Annotated in this window: 19 protein-coding genes and 1 other annotated feature; all 19 genes read right to left on the bottom strand. The window is 35.4% G+C overall.

Features of this window, described 5'->3' with window-relative positions; translation table 11 throughout:
* Nucleotides 1–186: 186 nt before the first annotated feature.
* Nucleotides 187–1,512: a solute carrier family 23 protein gene (locus NST60_RS02015; RefSeq protein ID WP_169188349.1), complete on the bottom strand. Its 1,326-nt coding sequence runs from the start codon at nucleotides 1,510–1,512 to the stop codon at nucleotides 187–189.
* Between the two features lie 179 nt (nucleotides 1,513–1,691).
* Entirely contained in the window at nucleotides 1,692–2,234 is a 543-nt protein-coding gene (pyrR, locus tag NST60_RS02020) for a bifunctional pyr operon transcriptional regulator/uracil phosphoribosyltransferase PyrR (protein ID WP_101730056.1), read from the bottom strand.
* A gap of 194 nt (nucleotides 2,235–2,428) precedes the next feature.
* Nucleotides 2,429–3,340: an RluA family pseudouridine synthase gene (locus tag NST60_RS02025; RefSeq protein ID WP_016201030.1), complete on the bottom strand. Its 912-nt coding sequence runs from the start codon at nucleotides 3,338–3,340 to the stop codon at nucleotides 2,429–2,431.
* The gene (lspA, locus tag NST60_RS02030) at nucleotides 3,309–3,842 is read right to left on the bottom strand and encodes a signal peptidase II (RefSeq protein ID WP_084668580.1); all 534 of its coding nucleotides are present in this window, start codon (nucleotides 3,840–3,842) and stop codon (nucleotides 3,309–3,311) included. The genes NST60_RS02025 and lspA overlap by 32 nt, the downstream gene beginning before the upstream one ends.
* A 66-nt stretch (nucleotides 3,843–3,908) precedes the next feature.
* The gene (locus NST60_RS02035; RefSeq protein ID WP_016201028.1) at nucleotides 3,909–4,190 is read right to left on the bottom strand and encodes a hypothetical protein; all 282 of its coding nucleotides are present in this window, start codon (nucleotides 4,188–4,190) and stop codon (nucleotides 3,909–3,911) included.
* A gap of 744 nt (nucleotides 4,191–4,934) precedes the next feature.
* Nucleotides 4,935–7,694: an isoleucine--tRNA ligase gene (gene ileS / locus NST60_RS02040; protein ID WP_169188348.1), complete on the bottom strand. Its 2,760-nt coding sequence runs from the start codon at nucleotides 7,692–7,694 to the stop codon at nucleotides 4,935–4,937.
* Nucleotides 7,695–7,794: 100 nt separating this feature from the next.
* Nucleotides 7,795–8,030 (bottom strand) — a binding site (T-box leader).
* 58 nt (nucleotides 8,031–8,088) lie between these two features.
* Nucleotides 8,089–8,586 carry a DivIVA domain-containing protein gene (locus NST60_RS02045; RefSeq protein WP_016201026.1) on the bottom strand — a complete coding sequence of 166 codons (498 nt, stop codon included), beginning with the start codon at nucleotides 8,584–8,586 and terminating at the stop codon, nucleotides 8,089–8,091.
* A 201-nt stretch (nucleotides 8,587–8,787) separates the two neighbouring features.
* Entirely contained in the window at nucleotides 8,788–9,561 is a 774-nt protein-coding gene (locus NST60_RS02050) for a YlmH family RNA-binding protein (protein WP_169188347.1), read from the bottom strand.
* Nucleotides 9,562–9,615: 54 nt separating this feature from the next.
* Nucleotides 9,616–9,879 (bottom strand): YggT family protein, encoded by a 264-nt coding sequence (locus tag NST60_RS02055; RefSeq protein WP_169188346.1) that lies wholly within the window; start codon nucleotides 9,877–9,879, stop codon nucleotides 9,616–9,618.
* A 6-nt stretch (nucleotides 9,880–9,885) separates the two neighbouring features.
* A complete protein-coding gene (locus tag NST60_RS02060) occupies nucleotides 9,886–10,356 on the bottom strand; it encodes a cell division protein SepF (RefSeq protein ID WP_101730058.1) in 471 nt (156 codons plus the stop codon).
* A 12-nt stretch (nucleotides 10,357–10,368) separates the two neighbouring features.
* Nucleotides 10,369–11,046, bottom strand: coding sequence for a YggS family pyridoxal phosphate-dependent enzyme (locus tag NST60_RS02065; protein ID WP_169188345.1), 678 nt, complete (start codon nucleotides 11,044–11,046; stop codon nucleotides 10,369–10,371).
* Complete coding sequence (pgeF, locus tag NST60_RS02070; protein WP_101730059.1) at nucleotides 11,024–11,872, bottom strand: peptidoglycan editing factor PgeF; 849 nt, start codon at nucleotides 11,870–11,872, stop codon at nucleotides 11,024–11,026. Before pgeF ends, NST60_RS02065 begins: the two co-directional genes overlap by 23 nt.
* A gap of 375 nt (nucleotides 11,873–12,247) precedes the next feature.
* Nucleotides 12,248–13,027: an RNA polymerase sporulation sigma factor SigG gene (gene sigG, locus NST60_RS02075; protein WP_016201020.1), complete on the bottom strand. Its 780-nt coding sequence runs from the start codon at nucleotides 13,025–13,027 to the stop codon at nucleotides 12,248–12,250.
* A 150-nt stretch (nucleotides 13,028–13,177) separates the two neighbouring features.
* Complete coding sequence (sigE, locus tag NST60_RS02080; protein WP_016201019.1) at nucleotides 13,178–13,897, bottom strand: RNA polymerase sporulation sigma factor SigE; 720 nt, start codon at nucleotides 13,895–13,897, stop codon at nucleotides 13,178–13,180.
* Nucleotides 13,898–13,942: 45 nt separating this feature from the next.
* On the bottom strand, nucleotides 13,943–14,875 hold the full coding sequence (gene spoIIGA, locus NST60_RS02085; protein ID WP_016201018.1) for a sigma-E processing peptidase SpoIIGA: 933 nt from the start codon (nucleotides 14,873–14,875) through the stop codon (nucleotides 13,943–13,945).
* Nucleotides 14,876–15,398: 523 nt separating this feature from the next.
* Complete coding sequence (ftsZ, locus tag NST60_RS02090; protein WP_016201017.1) at nucleotides 15,399–16,565, bottom strand: cell division protein FtsZ; 1,167 nt, start codon at nucleotides 16,563–16,565, stop codon at nucleotides 15,399–15,401.
* 171 nt (nucleotides 16,566–16,736) lie between these two features.
* The gene (ftsA, locus tag NST60_RS02095; protein ID WP_101730061.1) at nucleotides 16,737–18,020 is read right to left on the bottom strand and encodes a cell division protein FtsA; all 1,284 of its coding nucleotides are present in this window, start codon (nucleotides 18,018–18,020) and stop codon (nucleotides 16,737–16,739) included.
* Nucleotides 18,021–18,351: 331 nt separating this feature from the next.
* Entirely contained in the window at nucleotides 18,352–18,717 is a 366-nt protein-coding gene (locus tag NST60_RS02100) for a small basic family protein (RefSeq protein ID WP_016201015.1), read from the bottom strand.
* The gene (locus tag NST60_RS02105) at nucleotides 18,717–19,445 is read right to left on the bottom strand and encodes a DUF881 domain-containing protein (protein ID WP_224428033.1); all 729 of its coding nucleotides are present in this window, start codon (nucleotides 19,443–19,445) and stop codon (nucleotides 18,717–18,719) included. Before NST60_RS02105 ends, NST60_RS02100 begins: the two co-directional genes overlap by 1 nt.
* Nucleotide 19,446: the final 1 nt, after the last annotated feature.

Below are 19,446 nucleotides of genomic sequence, written 5' to 3' on the forward strand. Positions count from 1 at the left end.
GTATTTCTAAATTAATTTTCGTCAGTATTCCTTAAAAATTCCTAAAAAAAACGCCCTAACAACTTGTTAGGGCGTCAAAAAGTTTGATTCTGCGTAGATTTAGGCAAATTGAACCTAGTACATACAATCTATGCATCATTTTTTGGCACCCTTATAAGTCTCTCTGTACTTGTTTAAAAGGTGTTATTATTTACTTTCGTCTACTGCAATTGCTTCTTCGAATAAATCATCTTTTGCTTTTTCTCTTCCTGGTAATACTAGGTTTAAAATAATTCCTAAGATTGCGGCGAATGCCATTCCTTCTAGTTTAAAGTGTTCTCCCATATGGATGGAGAAGCCTCCAATACCTGTTACTAGGATGACAGATGCGATAACTAAATTACGGTTTTTATTGAAATCCAACTTTGCTTCTACAATAATTCTTAATCCAGAAGAAGCGATGATACCGAACAGAAGAATGGATACTCCTCCCATTACTGGTGTTGGAATTGATTGAATAAGTGCAGCAATTTTACCGATAAATCCAAACCCGATTGCTAGTACTGCTGCTCCTCCTAAAACATATACACTATATACTCTAGTAATTGCTAGTACTCCAATATTTTCACCATACGTTGTTTTTGCAGGTCCCCCCATTAAGGCAGAGATAATTGTTGCAGTTCCATCTCCTAGAATACTTCTGTGAAGTCCAGGATCTTTTATATAATCTTTACCAACTACTTTACTTAATACTAACTGGTGACCAATATGTTCCGTTAGTGTAACGATTGCCACCGGGACAAAAATGGTTAGTAAAGCTAAGTTAATGGTTACAGGATAATCTACGAATGGGAAGATAAAATCTGGCATCGCAAACCATTTCGCATCCAAAACACCTTGAAAGTTAACCACACCTACAAGTAAGGCATAAACATAACCTATAACAATACCTGCTAAGATTGGAATGAAGCTAAACACTCCTTTACCAAACATCGTAAAGAGAATAGTTGCAAGTAAGGTTACTAGCGCAACAGATATATATAGTAAGCTATACTCTTGATTCTCACTACCATTGTTCATATACATCGATTGCCCGACTGCGGTTGAAGCAAGCGCCAATCCGATTACCATAATTACTGGTCCAACAACAATCGGCGGCAGGATATTCATAATCCAGCGATAACCTGCTTTTTTTATAGTTAAGGCAACAATACCGTATACAATTCCGGCAATAAAGGTTCCAATCATGGCAGCTCCAGGTCCTCCGCCAGGCATTGCCTTAGCCGCTAAAACTGGCGCGATAAAGGCAAAGGATGAGCCTAAGTAGGCTGGCACTTTAAATTGGGTAATAATTAAGAATGCGAGTGTACCTACTCCGCTTGAGACTAAAGCGACTGCTGGACTCATGTCAATTAAGAATGGTACTAAAACTGTTGCGCCAAACATGGCGAATAAATGCTGTAAGCTTAATGTAATCCACTGCAGAGCACTTGGCTTGTCATTAATTCCTAATAAGGGTTTTGTTTCGTTCATTTCTGTCTCCTCTTTCTGTAAAAAAATACTTGAGTATAATTACTTATTAATATCCCCTATTGAATAAATAAAACCCCTTTTCTGCGTAGCGAAAAAGGGGTTTTAGACAGGCTTGAAGAAACCTTATGAGAAAAACTCCCCTTCTCAGCCTCACAGGACTGCATTTAAAAGGGTTCTATTTAATTTTCAAAAATATTTACTTCATCATGTCCATCGACCTCTGCAAGCTCAACTACAATTCTTTCTGAGCTGGAGGTTGGAATGTTTTTCCCAACATAATCAGCTCTGATTGGCAGTTCTCTATGACCTCTGTCTACTAAGACTGCAAGCTGTATGGATGCTGGTCTTCCCATATCCATTAGTGCATCCATGCCGGCCCGAACCGTTCTTCCTGTATATAAGACGTCGTCTACAAGAATGACCTTTAAGCCTTGAATATCTGTTGGGATGTCTGAGCCTTTTACCAATGGCTCCTCATTTTTCGTCTTTTTCGTTAAATCGTCTCTATACAATGTAATGTCCAATTCACCAACTTCAATTGGCTTTCCTTCGATTTGAGCAATTCTTTCGGCAAGACGGTTAGCAATGTATATACCTCTTGTTCGAATCCCAACAAGTATACAATCTTCTATCCCTTTATTTTTTTCGATGATTTCATGAGCTATTCTTGTTAATGCTCGTCTTATTGCTTGCTCGTCTAGCACAAGTGCCTTCTGCGACATATCGATCACCATCCATGCTGTGATTCAAACTTTTTTCAAAAAAAATATCCTCTCACCGTTTTGATGAGAGGATATACGTATACTTAGATAGCTATTACTTTTAATAGCTAGAATCCGTTTCCTTCTCAACCTCACGGGATTGATTTAAAGGACTTATTCAACTAAAATTATCTTAATATAAAATAGATATCTTGTCAACGATTATTTCGAAGGGTATCTAAAAGTTGTTCATAGTCTTTTGGCAGTGGAGCTTCGAACTCTAGATATTCCCCAGTACGTGGATGTTCAAATCCTAGTACTCCTGCATGAAGAGCTTGGCCCCCGATATCTAATGTTTTTCTTGGTCCATATTTAGGGTCTCCAACAAGTGGATAGCCAATATACTTCATATGAACACGAATTTGATGAGTACGTCCAGTCTCTAATTGACATTCGATATATGTGTATCCATCTATTCTTTCGATTACATGAAAATGTGTTACAGCATGCTTCCCGTTATCTACAACAGTCATACTTTGTCTATCCTTAGGATCACGGCCAATCGGCGCTTCAATTGTTCCATAGTCATGTGGAATGGATCCATGAACTAACGCTTTATATTTTCTTGTTACCGTTTTTGCTACTAATTGATTCACAAGACTTTCATGAGCAGCATCATTTTTAGCAACCATTAATAGGCCAGATGTATCTTTATCGATTCGATGGACAATCCCTGGTCTCATTACACCATTAATCCCAGAAAGATCTTTACAATGTGCCATTAAACCGTTCACCAATGTTCCAGTTACATGGCCAGGAGCAGGATGTACAACCATTCCTTTTGGTTTATTTACTACGATAACATCTTTATCCTCATAATAAATATCTAAATCCATTTCCTCTGCTTCAACGTCTAGTTCTGTTGCTTCTGGTACTTCAATTGTTACTACGTCATTTAAAACACCTTTATACTTTGTTTTTACCGTTTGACCATTAACTGTCACATGACCGTCTTTTATCCATTGTTGGACCTGCGTTCTTGACCAGTCTGCATTAATCGTCGAAACAATTTTGTCGATTCGTTCATTTACTTGCTCACTTTGAATGATATGTTCCGTTTTTTCCATTTTTCTTCTCCTTCTTTGCTTCTCTATCCTCCCTCAGCATAACTAGGATTAATAAAATAACACCAATTACTAAAGATGAGTCTGCAATATTAAATATAGGGAAATCATAATTGAAGATATACGTATTGATAAAGTCGACTACATATTGATGTCTGGCACGGTCAATAAAATTGCCAAGTGCGCCACCTAATATAAGACCGAGCGAAACCCCGTATAGTATTTTGCCTTTTGTGCCAGTTTGAATTAAATAAATTAATCCAATTACAACAACAATCGTGACGATATAGAAAAAGACCATTTGATTCTCAAGCATACCCCATGCGGCTCCACTATTACGATGGGATGTCAGATAGAAAAAATCTTTTATTATTTCAATACTTTCACCAAGCTCCATATTTTTTACAACTAACCATTTCGTCCATTGATCAAGAATAATAATTATAGCTGCAATTATGTAATAAAACACTAAAGTTTCCTCCAATTCTCGAGTCTCCTTTAGCATTTTAGCATAAACTAGATGAAAACGATAGCTTGGTCGTATATTTCCATGAAAGCAATTCCCACCTAATCAGTGAATCGACTTTCGATAATAGGACTGAATACTATTTATATCACTCTTTGTTCTAATAGTAGGAATCATCTCCAATAAATCGAATGGAAGTAATTCGCCAGACATTTCACACATTCCAAAGTTACCACTTTCTAATTTTTGCATCGTTTCCTCTACATCTTTTAGTTCTTCTTCAATATACTTATTTATTTTTGAATCTCTTTTTACTCGTAATGTTGTTGCTAATTCGATTTGTGTCAGACGGAGTTCTGTATAAAGCTTTTCAACAGTTGAATTCATTTCCATTACCTCCGTTTCTTTAATTATCTTTAGCTTTTCCATTGAAGAAGACAAAAACCGATTAAAGATTTAACAAGCATAACAACTATTAACGGAGGTGGAATTATTTCTCTTCATTACATATGTATAAAAAAATCCACCCACATTGTGATAATAGATGGGAGTTGCTCTCACGCTATGTAATTCATTTATTCTTTTTCTTTTCCCAATAAAAGGCTTTTACAAAACTTTTTTCCTTTAATTTTTTCTTTGTTTTAAACAATCTTTTAAAAGCAAAAAAGAGGATGGGACATAACAAATTAGATACTCTGTAAAGACGAACAATCTCTAATTTAACGCTTAAATAAAAGTTACATTCACTGAATATTTATGATTTTAAATATAGTCAAGTGTAAAAACTAATTCGTTCCATTGCGCTACAGACACTCGCTTCATTTCACTTCATTTTTAAAGGCTATTTTCTAAAAAATATTGTTTTTCCAAGAAAAAATAATTTAGTTGGAAGAATGGAGCAGCCTGAATATACGTAGACTCCTGTGGGATTAGCGAGACAGCCTGAGACCCTGAAGCGGCTCAGCGCGAGCCCCACGGAAAGCGAAGTGTATTCAGGCTGCGGGTACTAACAGCTGAAACAGCTTTTTTACAAGCTAATTAAAAAGCCAAACAATCATACGAAATTTCCGTGTAATTGTTTGGCTTTAAATTGGGCTGAAATATTTATGTTAGTGTATTTATAAGTGTTTCTTAATAATTTTCTTCTACTACATGTGCACATCTCTCGCATAGTGTTGGATGTGCTTCCACTTTACCAACGTCTGTTGTAACAGTCCAGCATCTTTCACATGTTTCACCGTCTGCTTTTGATACTACAATGGCAGCATGTTCAAGCTTTAACGCTTCTTCTGGAGCACTATTATATTCACCAGCAATTTCGAAACCTGATACGATAAATAATTGTTGTAAGTTTTCTTGAATAGAATTTAGAAGTGTATTTACTTCTTCATTCACATACAACGTTACTTTCGCAGCGAGTGATTTACCAATTACTTTTTGATTACGTGCTTCTTCTAATGCTTTAAGCACATCATCACGTACAACCAAGAATTTATTCCATTTTTCTTCTAACATATCACTATTTTCAAATGTTGTATATTCCGGGAAATCTGTTAGCTGTACACTTTCTTCATTTGCAGAAGAAATATGGTCCCAAACCTCATCCGCAGTATGTGGTAAGATTGGTGCAACTAATTTTGTTAAGCTGATTAAGCTTTCGTAAAGAACAGTTTGAATTGCTCTTCTTTCCTTATTATTTGTTGCTTCGATATACAGTACATCTTTTGAAAAATCAAGATAGAATGCACTTAAATCCAATGTACAGAAATTATTGATATTATGATAAATAGTCGAGAATTCGTATTTATCATAGGATTCTGTTACATTTTTAATTAATTTATTTAATTTGATCAGCATAAACTGATCCACTTCACGTAATTCTTCATAAGAAAGAGCATCTGTTTCTGGGTTAAAGTCAGCAAGGTTTCCTAATAAGAAACGGAATGTATTTCTGATTTTACGATAGCCTTCTGTTACTTGTTTTAAAATAGCATCAGATACACGTACATCTGCTTGGAAATCTACTGAAGCTACCCATAGACGTAAAATATCAGCACCTAATTGGTTCATTACTTTTGCAGGAACCATAACATTTCCTAATGATTTACTCATTTTGCGTCCTTCTCCATCTAAAACGAAGCCATGGCTTAAAACAGCTTTATAAGGTGCTTTACCAGTTACTGCTACGCTTGTAGATAATGAAGAGTTAAACCAGCCACGATATTGGTCAGAACCTTCTAGGTATAGATCAGCAGGACGTTGAAGATCCTCTCTTTCTAGTAATACAGCTTGATGAGAAGAACCAGAATCGAACCAAACATCCATAATATCTGTTTCTTTTGTAAATTCACCATTTGGGCTACCTGGATGTGTAAAGCCTGCTGGCAATAATTCCTTCGCTGATTTTTCAAACCAAATATTCGACCCATTTTCTCTAAATAGATTAGAGATATGCTCAATTGTTTCATCTGTAATGATGCTGTCGCCATTTTCTGCATAGAACACAGGAATTGGCACACCCCATGCACGTTGTCTAGAAATACACCAATCTCCACGATCACGAACCATATTATACAATCTAGTTTCGCCCCATGCAGGTACCCATGCTGTTTCTTTTACTGCATCTAATAGTTCATTCCTAAAGTCTTTAATAGAAGCAAACCATTGTGCTGTTGCACGGAAAATAACTGGTTTTTTCGTTCTCCAGTCATGTGGATAAGAATGAGTAATAAATTGAAGCTTTAATAATGCTCCAACCTCTTCAAGCTTTTCTGTAATTGGCTTGTTCGCTTTATCATAGAATAAACCTTCAAATCCTGGTGCTTCTTCTGTCATAACCCCTTTATCATCAACAGGACAAAGAACTTCTAATCCATATTTTTGACCAACTAAGAAATCATCTTCCCCATGTCCAGGAGCAGTATGAACACAGCCAGTTCCGGCATCTGTCGTTACATGTTCTCCTAGCATTACTAAAGAATCACGGCCATAGATTGGATGTACAGCTAGAATATATTCTAGTTCTGAACCTTTCACTTCTTGAACTACTTTTGCTTCTTCCCAGCCAATTTCTGTTTTTACACTTTCCAATAAATCTTGTGCAACTAAGTATTTGTTGCCTTTTTCTTCGACAACTACATATGTTAAAGTTGGATGAACAGAAATACCTAAGTTAGCAGGAATTGTCCAAGGAGTAGTTGTCCAAATAACTATTTGTACATCTTCTGCTAAAACACCTTTGCCATCTTTCACTTTAAAGCCAACATAAATAGAAGCCGACTTTTTGTCTTTATATTCAATTTCTGCTTCAGCAAGTGCTGATTCACTTGTTGGAGACCAATAAACAGGTTTCTTCCCTTTGTAGATATAACCTTTTTTCGCCATTTCTCCAAATACTTTTATTTGCTGTGCTTCATAAGCAGGCTTTAAGGTAATATAAGGATTTTCCCAATCTCCGCGAACTCCTAAGCGTTTAAATTGTTCTCTTTGACTGTCAATTTGTCCTAATGCATATTCTTCACATAATTTACGGAATTCTGCAATTGTCATTTCTTTACGTTTTACACCCTTATTTGTTAAAGCTTGTTCAATTGGCAGTCCGTGTGTATCCCATCCTGGCACATATGGTGCTTGAAAGCCAGTCATCGATTTATAACGAACGATAAAATCTTTTAAAATTTTATTAAGAGCATGTCCAATATGGATATCACCATTTGCATATGGAGGTCCATCATGAAGGACAAATATCGGACGTCCGTGTGTACGTTCCTGAACTTTTTCGTAAATATTCATTTCTTTCCATTTCGCTTGAATTTCAGGCTCACGATTTGGCAAATTCCCTCTCATCGGAAAAGCTGTTTTAGGCATGAGCAACGTATCTTTATATTCCATTTTCTTCCTCCAACATTATTATCTTTTTTCATGTATGCTTCCATCTATACAGTCCTATTATAGATTAAGTATAGACAGCAAAAAACCTTCTCATCCCCACGAAAGGGACGAGAAGGTTTAATAGTTAAGGTTCCCGCGGTACCACCCTTATAGATAAAAAGAAAATTTTATCCACTTAGACATTTTTTAACGGCAATGAACCGCCTTTTCTTACTTACCTTTTCAGAAAAAGACTCCAGGGTGATTTTCAACTTCCAACTTATCTCAGGCTTACACCGTCCCTGATTCGCTTTTATAAGTTTTTTGGAAATCTACTATCCCTATCAACGCTACATGAATATATATTTGTGAAAAATTATATTTCATAACTCAATGATTCGTCAAGACTAGGCTTTTATTTTGTTGAATTTAATTCGGAAGCATCCAATTCATATTCTAATAAATGATCCCAATCATCGTTATTCAGCATATCTAATTGTGCTTCAATTAGCATTTTGAATCGAGTACGGAATACTTTTGATTGCTTTTTCAATTCTTCAATTTCAAGAGCAATCTTTCTAGCTTTTGATAGTGATTCATTAACAATGCGGTCAGCATTTTTTTCTGCTTCTTTAATAATTAATTTTGCTTCTTTTTGTGCATTGCGTTTAACTTCTTCGGCAGCCTCTTGTGCTACAACAATTGATTTATTTAACGTTTCTTCAATATTATTATAGTGGCCGATACGGTCAGTTAACTCGTTTAATCTTTCTTCTAGTTCTTTTTTCTCACGGATAATATTTTCATAATCTTTAATTACCTGATCAAGAAATTCATTTACTTCATCTTCATCATAACCACGGAAGCCTTTGGCAAATTCCTTATTATGAATATCTAACGGCGTTAATGGCATAAAGCCACCTCCCAAACTTCAATTTCTTTATGTATCATCCTTATTTCGACAGTATTATCGGATTTCCTGCATTATTTTTGAAAAATATGAAGAAACGTGAAAAATAATGCTGTTGAAAATATTGTATCATATATACTCAATAAAAAAACCATGTTTTTTGTTTGAAACAGAAATTATAGAACTTCATCAATTTCTTATTCTCTACTTCAATTTACCTACCACAATTCTCCATTTATCTTTTTTCGTTTTTCCTTCAATCGATTTAATGGTAGCCCTGCCTTCCCCACGGACAGAAAATACATCTCCTTCTTCACACATAAAAGCGACATTTTCATTTAAAGTGAAATTTACTTTTACTAATCCTTGCGTGATAAAAGTCTTTGCCTTTTCTCTTGAGAACTTATAAACGGCTGCAATGAGTGTATCGAGGCGCAGAGAGGAAGTGGTCGTAGTTATTTCGGTCCAATGTTCTTCTTTAGCAATGATTTTTTCCAAAGGAATCGCGGTAAGACTCACCTTTGCTTTTCCAATCGAATCAAGCTGAAGTCTTACATAATCTTCAACTTCTCCTGCAACAATAAATTGAATATCTCCGTCAGCAACGAAAATATCTCCAAATTTACTACGATTTAAACCAAGGGACATTAGACTCCCTAAAACATGGGGATGTTCGATTGTGACAAACTTCTTCGGATAATTTACTTCAAGTAAAGAGAGATTAAAATCCGCTTTTGTTGCCTGATAATACTCGGGGTAAAGGATTGCTCTTTTTCTTTCTACTTGCTCATGCCCACCGAAAAAAGCATATTTTACTTCGCGATGGTCCCCAATGATCATACTTAAGACTTTCTGTTCCCGTGGATCCAAAAAATCGGTTAATTTCGGAGCATATGTATTCTCGACATAGCTTCGCCAATTTTGTACTTGATCGATAAATTCTCTTTCGTCTGGACGAAAGTGTTGATAGATTGACATCTTTTCAGCTCCTTTTTTGCATAGAAAAAGGGCTGTATTAGCCCTTTTAAGTATTTATAGAAACCACATTACTAATTGGCGAACTCCATTGCCAGCAAGATTTAATACAAAAATAGCCACAATTGGTGAAATATCGATCATGCCAAGAGGCGGAATAAATCTTCTAAAAATCTCTAAATATGGTTCACAGATTTTTGCAAGAAAAACACCAATAGATGTTTCACGAGCATTCGGAATCCATGACATTAATATATAAACAATAAGCGCGTAAGAATATATGGTTAAAGCATTAGCCAAGATACTTATAATAAAATTCATTCGTTGTTACCACCTCGTATTTTCATATTCTGCATCTTGCAAGATTTGTGAAATATTCCCCGAAACTTCTACGTTATCTGGTGTACATAGGAATATATCTGTGCCGATTTTTTGGATATCTCCACCAATGGCGTAGACTGTTCCACTTAGGAAATCAATAATCCGCTTCCCTTGATCTTTTTCGATACGCTGTAAGTTGACAACGACAGCACGACGGTTTTTTAGTTGGTCAGCGATATCCTGTGCTTCTGCATATACACGTGGTTCAACCAAAAATACTTTTGATGATTTTTGAATGCTTTGCAAACTTACAACATTTTGGTTACTTTTCGGTTGTTGAACGTGCTGTGTCTGCTGAACTGGTTGCTTATAATTTCGAACAGGTTCGCTTGGTTCTTCTTGATATCTTACTTGCTCTTCCTCATAATCTTCATCTTCTAAAAAAAAGAAAGTTTTTATTTTTGATTTTATACTCATTTTAGTTGCCTCCTATTTCTCGCTTCCTACTAAAGCAGTTCCAATTCTTATCATCGTTGCTCCCTCTTCGATCGCAATTGAATAATCATTCGACATTCCCATAGAAAGCTCTGTGCATGGAGCATATGGTAATTGTAATTCTTTTACATCTTCTTGAATGCTTTTTACTTTTTGAAAGCACTGACGAAGCAATTCCTTATCGTCTGTAAATGGCGCCATTGTCATTAATCCAATTACTTGAATATGAGGATATTCGGATAATTGTTTAACAAAATCAACAACTTCCTCTGGCTCCATTCCATGCTTTGTTTCTTCTTGCGAAATATTTACCTGTACAAAACACTTTATGGTTCGATTTGCTCTCTTATGTATTTCTTTTGCTAAAGATAATCGATCCAATGAGTGAATATAGTCTACATAATCTATAATACCTTTTACTTTTCTTGTCTGCAATGATCCGATAAAATGCCATACCGGCTTGTCCTGAAGAACCTCATACTTTGCCAGCAAGCCTTCTTCACGATTTTCACCTAAATGAACAATTCCAGCATCGACTGCTTCTTGTGCTCGCTCTATTGTAACATATTTTGTCACTGCAATAATCGTTACCTCTTCTGGTTTTCGATTTACTTTTTCACAAGCAGTAGCAATTTCCTGTTTTATAACTTCAAGATTTTCTTTCACTAACATTTTCGTATTCTTCTTCCTCTCTCCATCCAATATAACTCATCATTCTCCCGGTTTTCCCCTTATCCCTTCTATGGGAGAAAAAATAAGCGTCATCTTCATAAGTACAATAATTGGTTATATGAATATTGCTTGCCACCATTCCTTCTTCTAACAATATCTGTTTATTCACTTCTTGCAAATTAAGACTGTATTGTCCCGGAGAAACAGTGTCATATGGCTTTTGCTTAGAATGGATCGCCTTTTCCACTTCGTTAATAACTCGATCATCCACAATATAGTGACGATCTGTAATGGATGGACCGATTACAGCAAGTACCTCTTCTACAGGTATCTTATGGGAAGCAAATACTTTCAACATTTCGCTAGCAATGCCTTGGACTGTTCCTTGCCACCCTGCATGCGCAATTCCAATCGCCTTTGTAGTTGGATGGATAAAATATAGCGGAACGCAGTCAGCAAAACATAAAGTTAATAATATATTTTTTCCCAAAGTAAAGAAACCATCTGTATCCTTTAGCGCACTTTCATAATCTGTAGCTCCTTTGCCAATATGAGCTTTTGTTACTTCGACAATATTAACTTTATGGGTTTGCTCTGCACCAACCCATTGTTCTAATGGAATTGTTAAATTTTGCGCTACTTCTATACGGTTTGCAACTACTGTTTCTTTTTGATCATTTACATGAAATGCCATATTTAAACTAGCATAATCGCCTTTACTTTTCCCACCATTTTTTGTTGTGAAACCAGCTATTAGTTTTGGAAACTGTTGCTCCCACAATTCAAGATTAAAAAACTGCTTATTTCGTAAAGTAAAAGGTTCCATTCTCTAACCCCATCTTTTTGTTTTAGTTTACCATATGGACCTATCATTGGTCACAGAAAAACATGATTTTCTTTGGAAATTAGGTTGCTTTTTAATAAAATTAGCTCAATTTGCTTTTTTCTTATTCACAGGACTTGGTGAACAAACGTTGATGGGTTTCTTTGTTACCCTTTCAGTCTTTTCCAAGCCCATTCTATCAGTTGAGAGTCCGCCTAACTTTTTAGAAAAACAGTATTCATCATATCCGGACTGTCCATCACTCAAATATATTATGTATATTTATAAAAGAGTAGTATTATATTTCTTCTCAATAGAAAAGGTTAGACATCATTAAAGTACACATACTTTAAGAAGTCTAACCCTTTTATTCCTATTTTAGCTTTGAATATTTTTATTCATTTGTTTAATAGCAGCCTTTTCCAATCTTGAGACTTGTGCTTGTGAAATGCCGATTTCATCTGCAACTTCCATTTGTGTTTTCCCTTGGAAAAACCTTTTTCGTAAAATTAGTTTTTCACGGTCATTTAACCGGCGCATTCCTTCTTTTAATGCCAATTCTTCAACCCACTGTATATCTTTATTTTTTTCGTCACTTAATTGATCCATCACATAAATCGGATCTCCGCCGTCATTATAAATTGGTTCAAAAAGCGACACAGGATCTTGAATAGCATCTAATGCAAAAACAATATCCTCATGTGGAATGTCTAACTCTTTGGCAATTTCCTCAGCTGTCGGTTCTTTTGATGTTTTATTCATCAATCGTTCTCTGACTTGTAATGCCTTATAAGCAATGTCTCTCAGAGATCTGGAAACCCTAATTGGATTATTGTCGCGTAAATAACGGCGAATTTCACCAATAATCATTGGGACAGCATAGGTGGAAAACTTAACGTTTTGACTTAAATCAAAATTATCGATAGATTTCATTAGACCAATACAACCCACTTGAAATAAGTCATCCACGAATTCTCCTCGATTATTAAATCGTTGAATCACACTTAATACGAGGCGGAGATTTCCATTTACGAGACTTTCTCTTGCGGATATATCTCCCTCATGCATTTGCTTGAAGAGCAATCTCATTTCTTCATTTTTTAACACTGGAAGCTTTGATGTATCAACACCGCAAATTTCTACTTTATTTCGAGTCAATCTATTTCCCTCCTCACAGGAGCTGCTGTACAAAAAACAGTATCTCCCCGAGAAGGAAAAATATGCATGATAAGAATTTTTGTTAAATTTCCAATTTACGCTAATTTCGATTGGTATTATGTGGGACAAGGCTTTTCAATCGAAAAACTTTTAAACCATTTTATTAAATTCCTTTTGTAGTCTTTTAATAATTCTTTTTTCTAAACGAGAAATATATGATTGAGAAATTCCCAGCATATCTGCAACATCTTTTTGCGTTTTTTCCTCTCCAGTGCCTAAACCAAATCGCAATTCCATGATTTGTTTTTCCCTTTTAGATAGCTGGTGAAGTGCTTTTACTAATAGCTTTTTATCTACGCTTGCATCTAAATCCTTTGTTATAATATCATCTTCTGTCCCCATTACATCTGAGAGGAGAAGTTCATTTCCATCCCAATCAATATTTAATGGCTCATCAAATGATACCTCTGAGCGAATTTTATTATTTCTGCGCAAATACATTAAAATTTCATTTTCAATACATCTTGAAGCATATGTTGCCAGTTTAATTTTTTTCTCTGGATTAAACGTATTGACAGCCTTAATTAATCCAATAGTGCCAATACTAATTAAGTCTTCAATATTGATACCCGTATTTTCGAACTTTCTCGCTATATAAACAACGAGGCGCAAGTTTCTTTCAATCAACATCGAGCGAGCCGCTTGATCTCCTTTTGGAAGTTTCTCCAAAAGCATTTCTTCTTCTTCTTTCGTTAACGGAGGAGGTAGTGCTTCACTTCCACCAATATAAAATACTTCGTCTGTTTTCAATCCAATTTTAATTAAAAATTTGTACCAGTAATAAGATAAGCGAAGCTTCCATTTCTTCATGTGCATTTCCTCCTTCTAAACGATGATTTTCGTGAGTATAGTATATTAACTAACCTTTTCCTCCACTGATTTTTTTCCTATAAGCATTTTCGGATGAACAATGCAATCAAATGCATCCTCGGCAGACAGAACTTGGTTTGTAAAAGATATTAATCCTTTTTCAACAGAAATTATTTCGTGGTCTTTTTTTAATAGCAAAAGATCGGGCTTTACGGCAATGATGAGCTGATGATCTTTTCCGACTACTTTATAGGGAATGATGCGCATCTTACTTTCCCATTCTGGAGCAATCGGCTCACTGCCGTAGATTACCTCTTCTGGCTGCTCTGATAAACGAATTAACTCTGCTGGCATATTACTTACAATATTTTTCAATGAAACAAACATGACGGGAAGACGAGAGATTGGGTCATATACCTGGTTCCCACTATCCACCAATCCTTTTACCACAAACTCTTTCCCACCTAATTGAAATGTAACATCAATTATTTGCTCATATTGAATCTTGGTCACTTCAATCCCTTCCACATTTCTTCGCGAAAAGTACCAAGCAATTGGAAAACCTAGAAGCACAAACAACCAACTAATCGGATCTCCAAATCCCTTTACACTAGCAAGAAGAACAGAAGAAGAAAGTTGAAAATCAAATTGGATAAAATAATGAGCACCGATCAATGTTCCGCCAATTAAAAAGGTGGCTAAGTAGAAAATCATTAACGCCTGAAAATAGGTTCGAAACCGCTTATATCCAAATGCAGTAGCTACCATTACAACAGAAAAAAGTAGTTTAGATACAGGATGACTCGTATAGGTACTAAGAGGAGTGATGGATAATAGAATAATTAGAGAACCCATGAATCCTCCAAGTAAAATTCTCCAATGAATGATTTTTTTCTTCAAAAGAATTCCAGTTAAATATAGTAATAAACTGTCAAATAGAAAATTTAATAGCCATATCACATCTAAATAAATGGCCAAGCATGTAACTCCTCCTCTCCTTCATCGAAGCTTTGTAAAGAATATTACAATCTTTATTCATCTGCACTAACGAAATAATAACTCAACAGCATTGGCTCGCAATTCTTACACATGAAAAAAGAATTCTCCATCAAAGCCACAAAAGAAGTAAATCTTCTCTATTAATCTGTTACGAAAAAGTATAACGTACTTGTTCTTGAAATTCTGTCACTTTCTGTAATCAAAAAATCAGAAATTTCCTCTATTTCTAACGGTTTTTGTCACTATCTCTCCTAAGTGATTAATTATTAGTTCTAGAGAAATATTATCAGTTTTTTCACTTTTTCTAGGGAATTGTTAACGGGAAGGATAATAACGGTCAAAAGAAAAAAATATTAAAGTAAAAAGTTTTCTCTAAATAGTTTTTGTTTTTAAATGAAAAAATCAAAAGAATTATAGAACAACCAATCTTACAAAAATAGCAAAATAAAAAACCTCTCCATTATTGTAATAAATAACAGAAAGGTTTTTACTGCAGAAATAATTATCTTCTACGGTTTCTATTTCTTAAGAATGTTGGAATATCTAAGGCATCCTCTGTTTGTTGTGCGTTAGTGTTTCTTGGCTGTTCTTTTTGGACGTGTTGTTCTTCTCTTTTTACTTCTCTAGTATTAACAGGATTGCTGTTTTGGCTTGGACTATTATTATTTGGCTTTAGCCCTCCAAATCCAGGTCTTCCTGGCTGTGGTTGCGATAAATCTTGGTTAAATCCTGTAGCAATTACAGTAACAACAATCTCATCTTTTAGATTATCATTGATAACAGATCCGAAAATCATGTTTACGTCTTGATCAGAAGCGGATGCAACAATATCTGCTGCTTCTTGTACTTCATACAAGCTTAAATTTGATCCACCAGTAATATTCATAAGCACCCCTTGTGCTCCATCAATGGAAGTCTCAAGTAGTGGTGAAGAAATTGCTTTTTTCGCTGCTTCTGCTGCACGATTTTCGCCTGAAGCAACCCCAATACCCATAAGTGCTGAACCTTTGTTCACCATAATTGTTTTCACGTCTGCGAAGTCTAGGTTAATTAGACCTGGCGTTGCGATTAGGTCAGAGATACCTTGTACACCTTGTCGGAGTACATTATCTGCTTCTCTAAATGCTTCAAGCATTGGTGTCGACTTATCTACGATCTCAAGTAAGCGGTCGTTTGGAATGACGATTAAAGTATCTACTGCGTCTTTTAATGCGGTAATACCACTACCAGCATGTGTAGACCTTTTTCTTCCTTCAAAAGTGAATGGTCTCGTCACAACTCCTACGGTTAAAGCACCTAAGTCATGAGCGATTTGAGCAATAACTGGTGCAGCACCTGTACCAGTTCCACCACCCATTCCAGCCGTTACAAAGACCATATCTGCCCCTTTTAACGCCTCTTCAATTTGTTCTTTGCTTTCCTCAGCGGCCTTTTTACCTACTTCCGGATTTGCACCTGCTCCTAATCCTCTTGTAAGTTTTCCGCCAATTTGCATCTTAATTTCTGCTTTTGATAAATTTAATGCTTGTGCGTCTGTATTCACAGCAATAAATTCTACCCCTTGAACACCGTGTTCAATCATTCGGTTAACAGCGTTATTACCACCGCCACCTACTCCTATAACCTTTATTACAGCTAGTGAATCTATATTTGTATCAAATTCCAACATGACAAATCCTCCTAATTCGTCGATATTCAGCAGTATCGAACTGTCCGCATCTCAAGTCTTGGTGATATGGAGTACATACCATTTTTTATAACCTAGACTGACTTTTAAACGACTCTCAGCCTTCTCGAAGTTCTTTTTTATCAACATTATACTTGTCTTTTTAACATTTCATTAATCAAAGAAATAACCCATAAATTTCTTAAACTTTGAAGGTTCTTTTTCCACTTGTTTTTTCTCGTATGCTGGTTTTTGGGATGATGGTTTTTGGACTTTTTCCCTAGTATCAGCCGGAATAGTGACAGGGTTATGGATATTTCCACCTTGGAGTTTACTATTTTTATAGGAGAATTTAATTAAACCAACAGCAGTGGTATATTGTGGCTCTCTTACTCCAATATAATCTGGAATAGCAATTCTAACTCGGCTTTGGAAAACATCTTGTGCCAATTCTAAAATTCCTTTCGTACTAGCTACCCCACCAGTCAAAACGAATCCTCCTGGAAGGTCGTATACACCATGTCTCACTAGTTCGTCACCAACAAGTTCAAAGATTTCTTCTAATCTAGCTTCTATAATATCAGAAATCTCTAACTGATTAAATTGTTGATGCTGATCGCTTCCTATAATAGGAACACTAAATACTTCCTCTTCAGAAGCATGATCATAAAACGCATATCCATACTTAATTTTAATTTTCTCTGCATCTTCTGTTGTAGTTCGGAGACCAATCGATAAATCCTTGGTAATATTGTCTCCCCCTACAGGAATAACACTGGTTGCTTTTAGGAATCCATTTTCAAATACAGCTATAGTAGTGGAACCACCGCCGATATCGATCAAGGCCACTCCTAAGTTTTTTTCATCTTTTGAAAGTGCAAAAGAGCCAGCAGCAAGTGGTTGCAAGGAAATATCTTGAATTTCCAAGCCAGCTCTTTCTACACATCTTAAGGTGTTATGTAAAATGGTTTTACTTCCAGTTATAATCGTACCTTCCATTTCAAGCCGTACACCTATCATTCCTCGAGGATCCGTAATTTCATCTAATCCATCTACAATAAATTGTTTAGGAATAATATCAATAATTTCTTTTTCTGGGGGAATGGAAACTACTTGTGCAGCATCCTTTACCCTAATCACATCTTCAATTGTAATTTCGCGATTTTCACTTGATACTGCAACTACCCCTCGTGAGGTTTGCAGATTTACATGATTTCCCGAAACGCCAACAATTACTTGTTTTATCTCCATCCCTACCATTCTTTCGGCTTGCTCTATTGCCTGTCGAATAGAATGAACGGTTTCATCTATATCCACGATTGAACCTTTTTTTAAACCTTCTGATGGGACGATGCCTACACCAATAATATTTAAAGATTCGTTAATCATTTCGCCAATGATTACTTTTATGCTGGATGTACCGATGTCTAGACTTACATAAAGTTCATTGCTGTTCATTCTCGGGCACCTCCTTTTGCATTTTAAATAATGTGAACAACAAATTATGTCATACTGTCAATAATTCAACTTTTTATAAAGAAGTAACGTCTGCTATTTACATAGTTTTTATGATATACATAAAATAATCTAATCTTCACAACTATTATATTGTATACCAGGCAACACCATATTTTCACTAAGTTTTCGCTAAGTGTCAATACAATTTTGGTCTTTTTTACTACAAATAGGACTAATTACTCATCCCATAAGGAAATATTGTAATTCACTTCCACATATCTATTAATATTTAAATTATTCGCCAAAACTAATATATTCCCTTTTTTCTTTGTCAACTTTTTTCAATTTTTTCAGGAGAATTAGTATTTGATTTTTTTAAAATAATACTTCTAATTACAGCTATGTTTTGAAATAGTCTAACACCAAATGCAAAAATTGCCGCTAAATATAAGTCTACACCAAGATGTACACCTAGAAAAGCTAAACTTGCTGCAAGTGCAATATTAAAGAAGAAGCCTGTTACAAATACTTTTTCATCAAATATATTTTGCAAATGAGCACGAATCCCGCCAAATAAGGTGTCTAATGCAGCAAGAACTGCAATGGATAAATAGTTTGCATACTCTTCTGGTACCTTTATATCGGTTAATAATCCAAAGACTATTCCAACAATCAACCCAAATATCGGAAGCCACATTAAGAATCGCCTCCTTTATTTGTATTTACCTGCTCCATATAATGGACGTTAATGGTATCACTATAGGCAGGAATCTTGATTGATTCTTTTGGCTGCTCAACATTTAATAACAGATTAGATAAGAAAAATTCGTCAGCTGATTTAGAAACCTTCATATAGTTAAATAATTTTTCAGCTGTATTCGAATCTTTTGCTATCACCTTTATTTCAATTGGTAGCTGATTGAGAGAATTTCCATCCATTTTCAATACATTGTTTACTTCACGGATAACCGTTGTATTCACATAGCGATTGTCATTTATCGCTATCTCCTCGGCTCCATATAAATTTAATTCATTAACTAACCGTTGCATTAATTCAGAAGTGACTACTCCTGGATCTTCTCCTAGCAGAATTTCTTTACTTACCGGCTCGATCTTTATGATGATCCCACTCCCAGTAACCTCTGTTGCCCCTGCTTCCTGCTTTAATTCTGCCAAAGTATCTTTCAATACTTTTTCTTTACTTTGAGATGTGTTATTCTCATACTCTTCCACTTTTGCGTTAATCGAACGAATCTCATTAATAAGCTGTAATTCTAATTTTTTTTCATGGATGAGATCTTCTCGTAATTCCCACGTATCTCTCGTATCTCGAACAACTGGTTCTTTTATTGTCTGAAATTGCACAGCTATCATAAATCCTACAATAAGCGTTATTCCTGTCATTGTTATAAATTTCTTATTCACA

The organism is Niallia sp. FSL W8-1348, from assembly GCF_038006745.1.
GTDB classification, from domain to species: Bacteria; Bacillota; Bacilli; order Bacillales; family Cytobacillaceae; genus Niallia; species Niallia alba.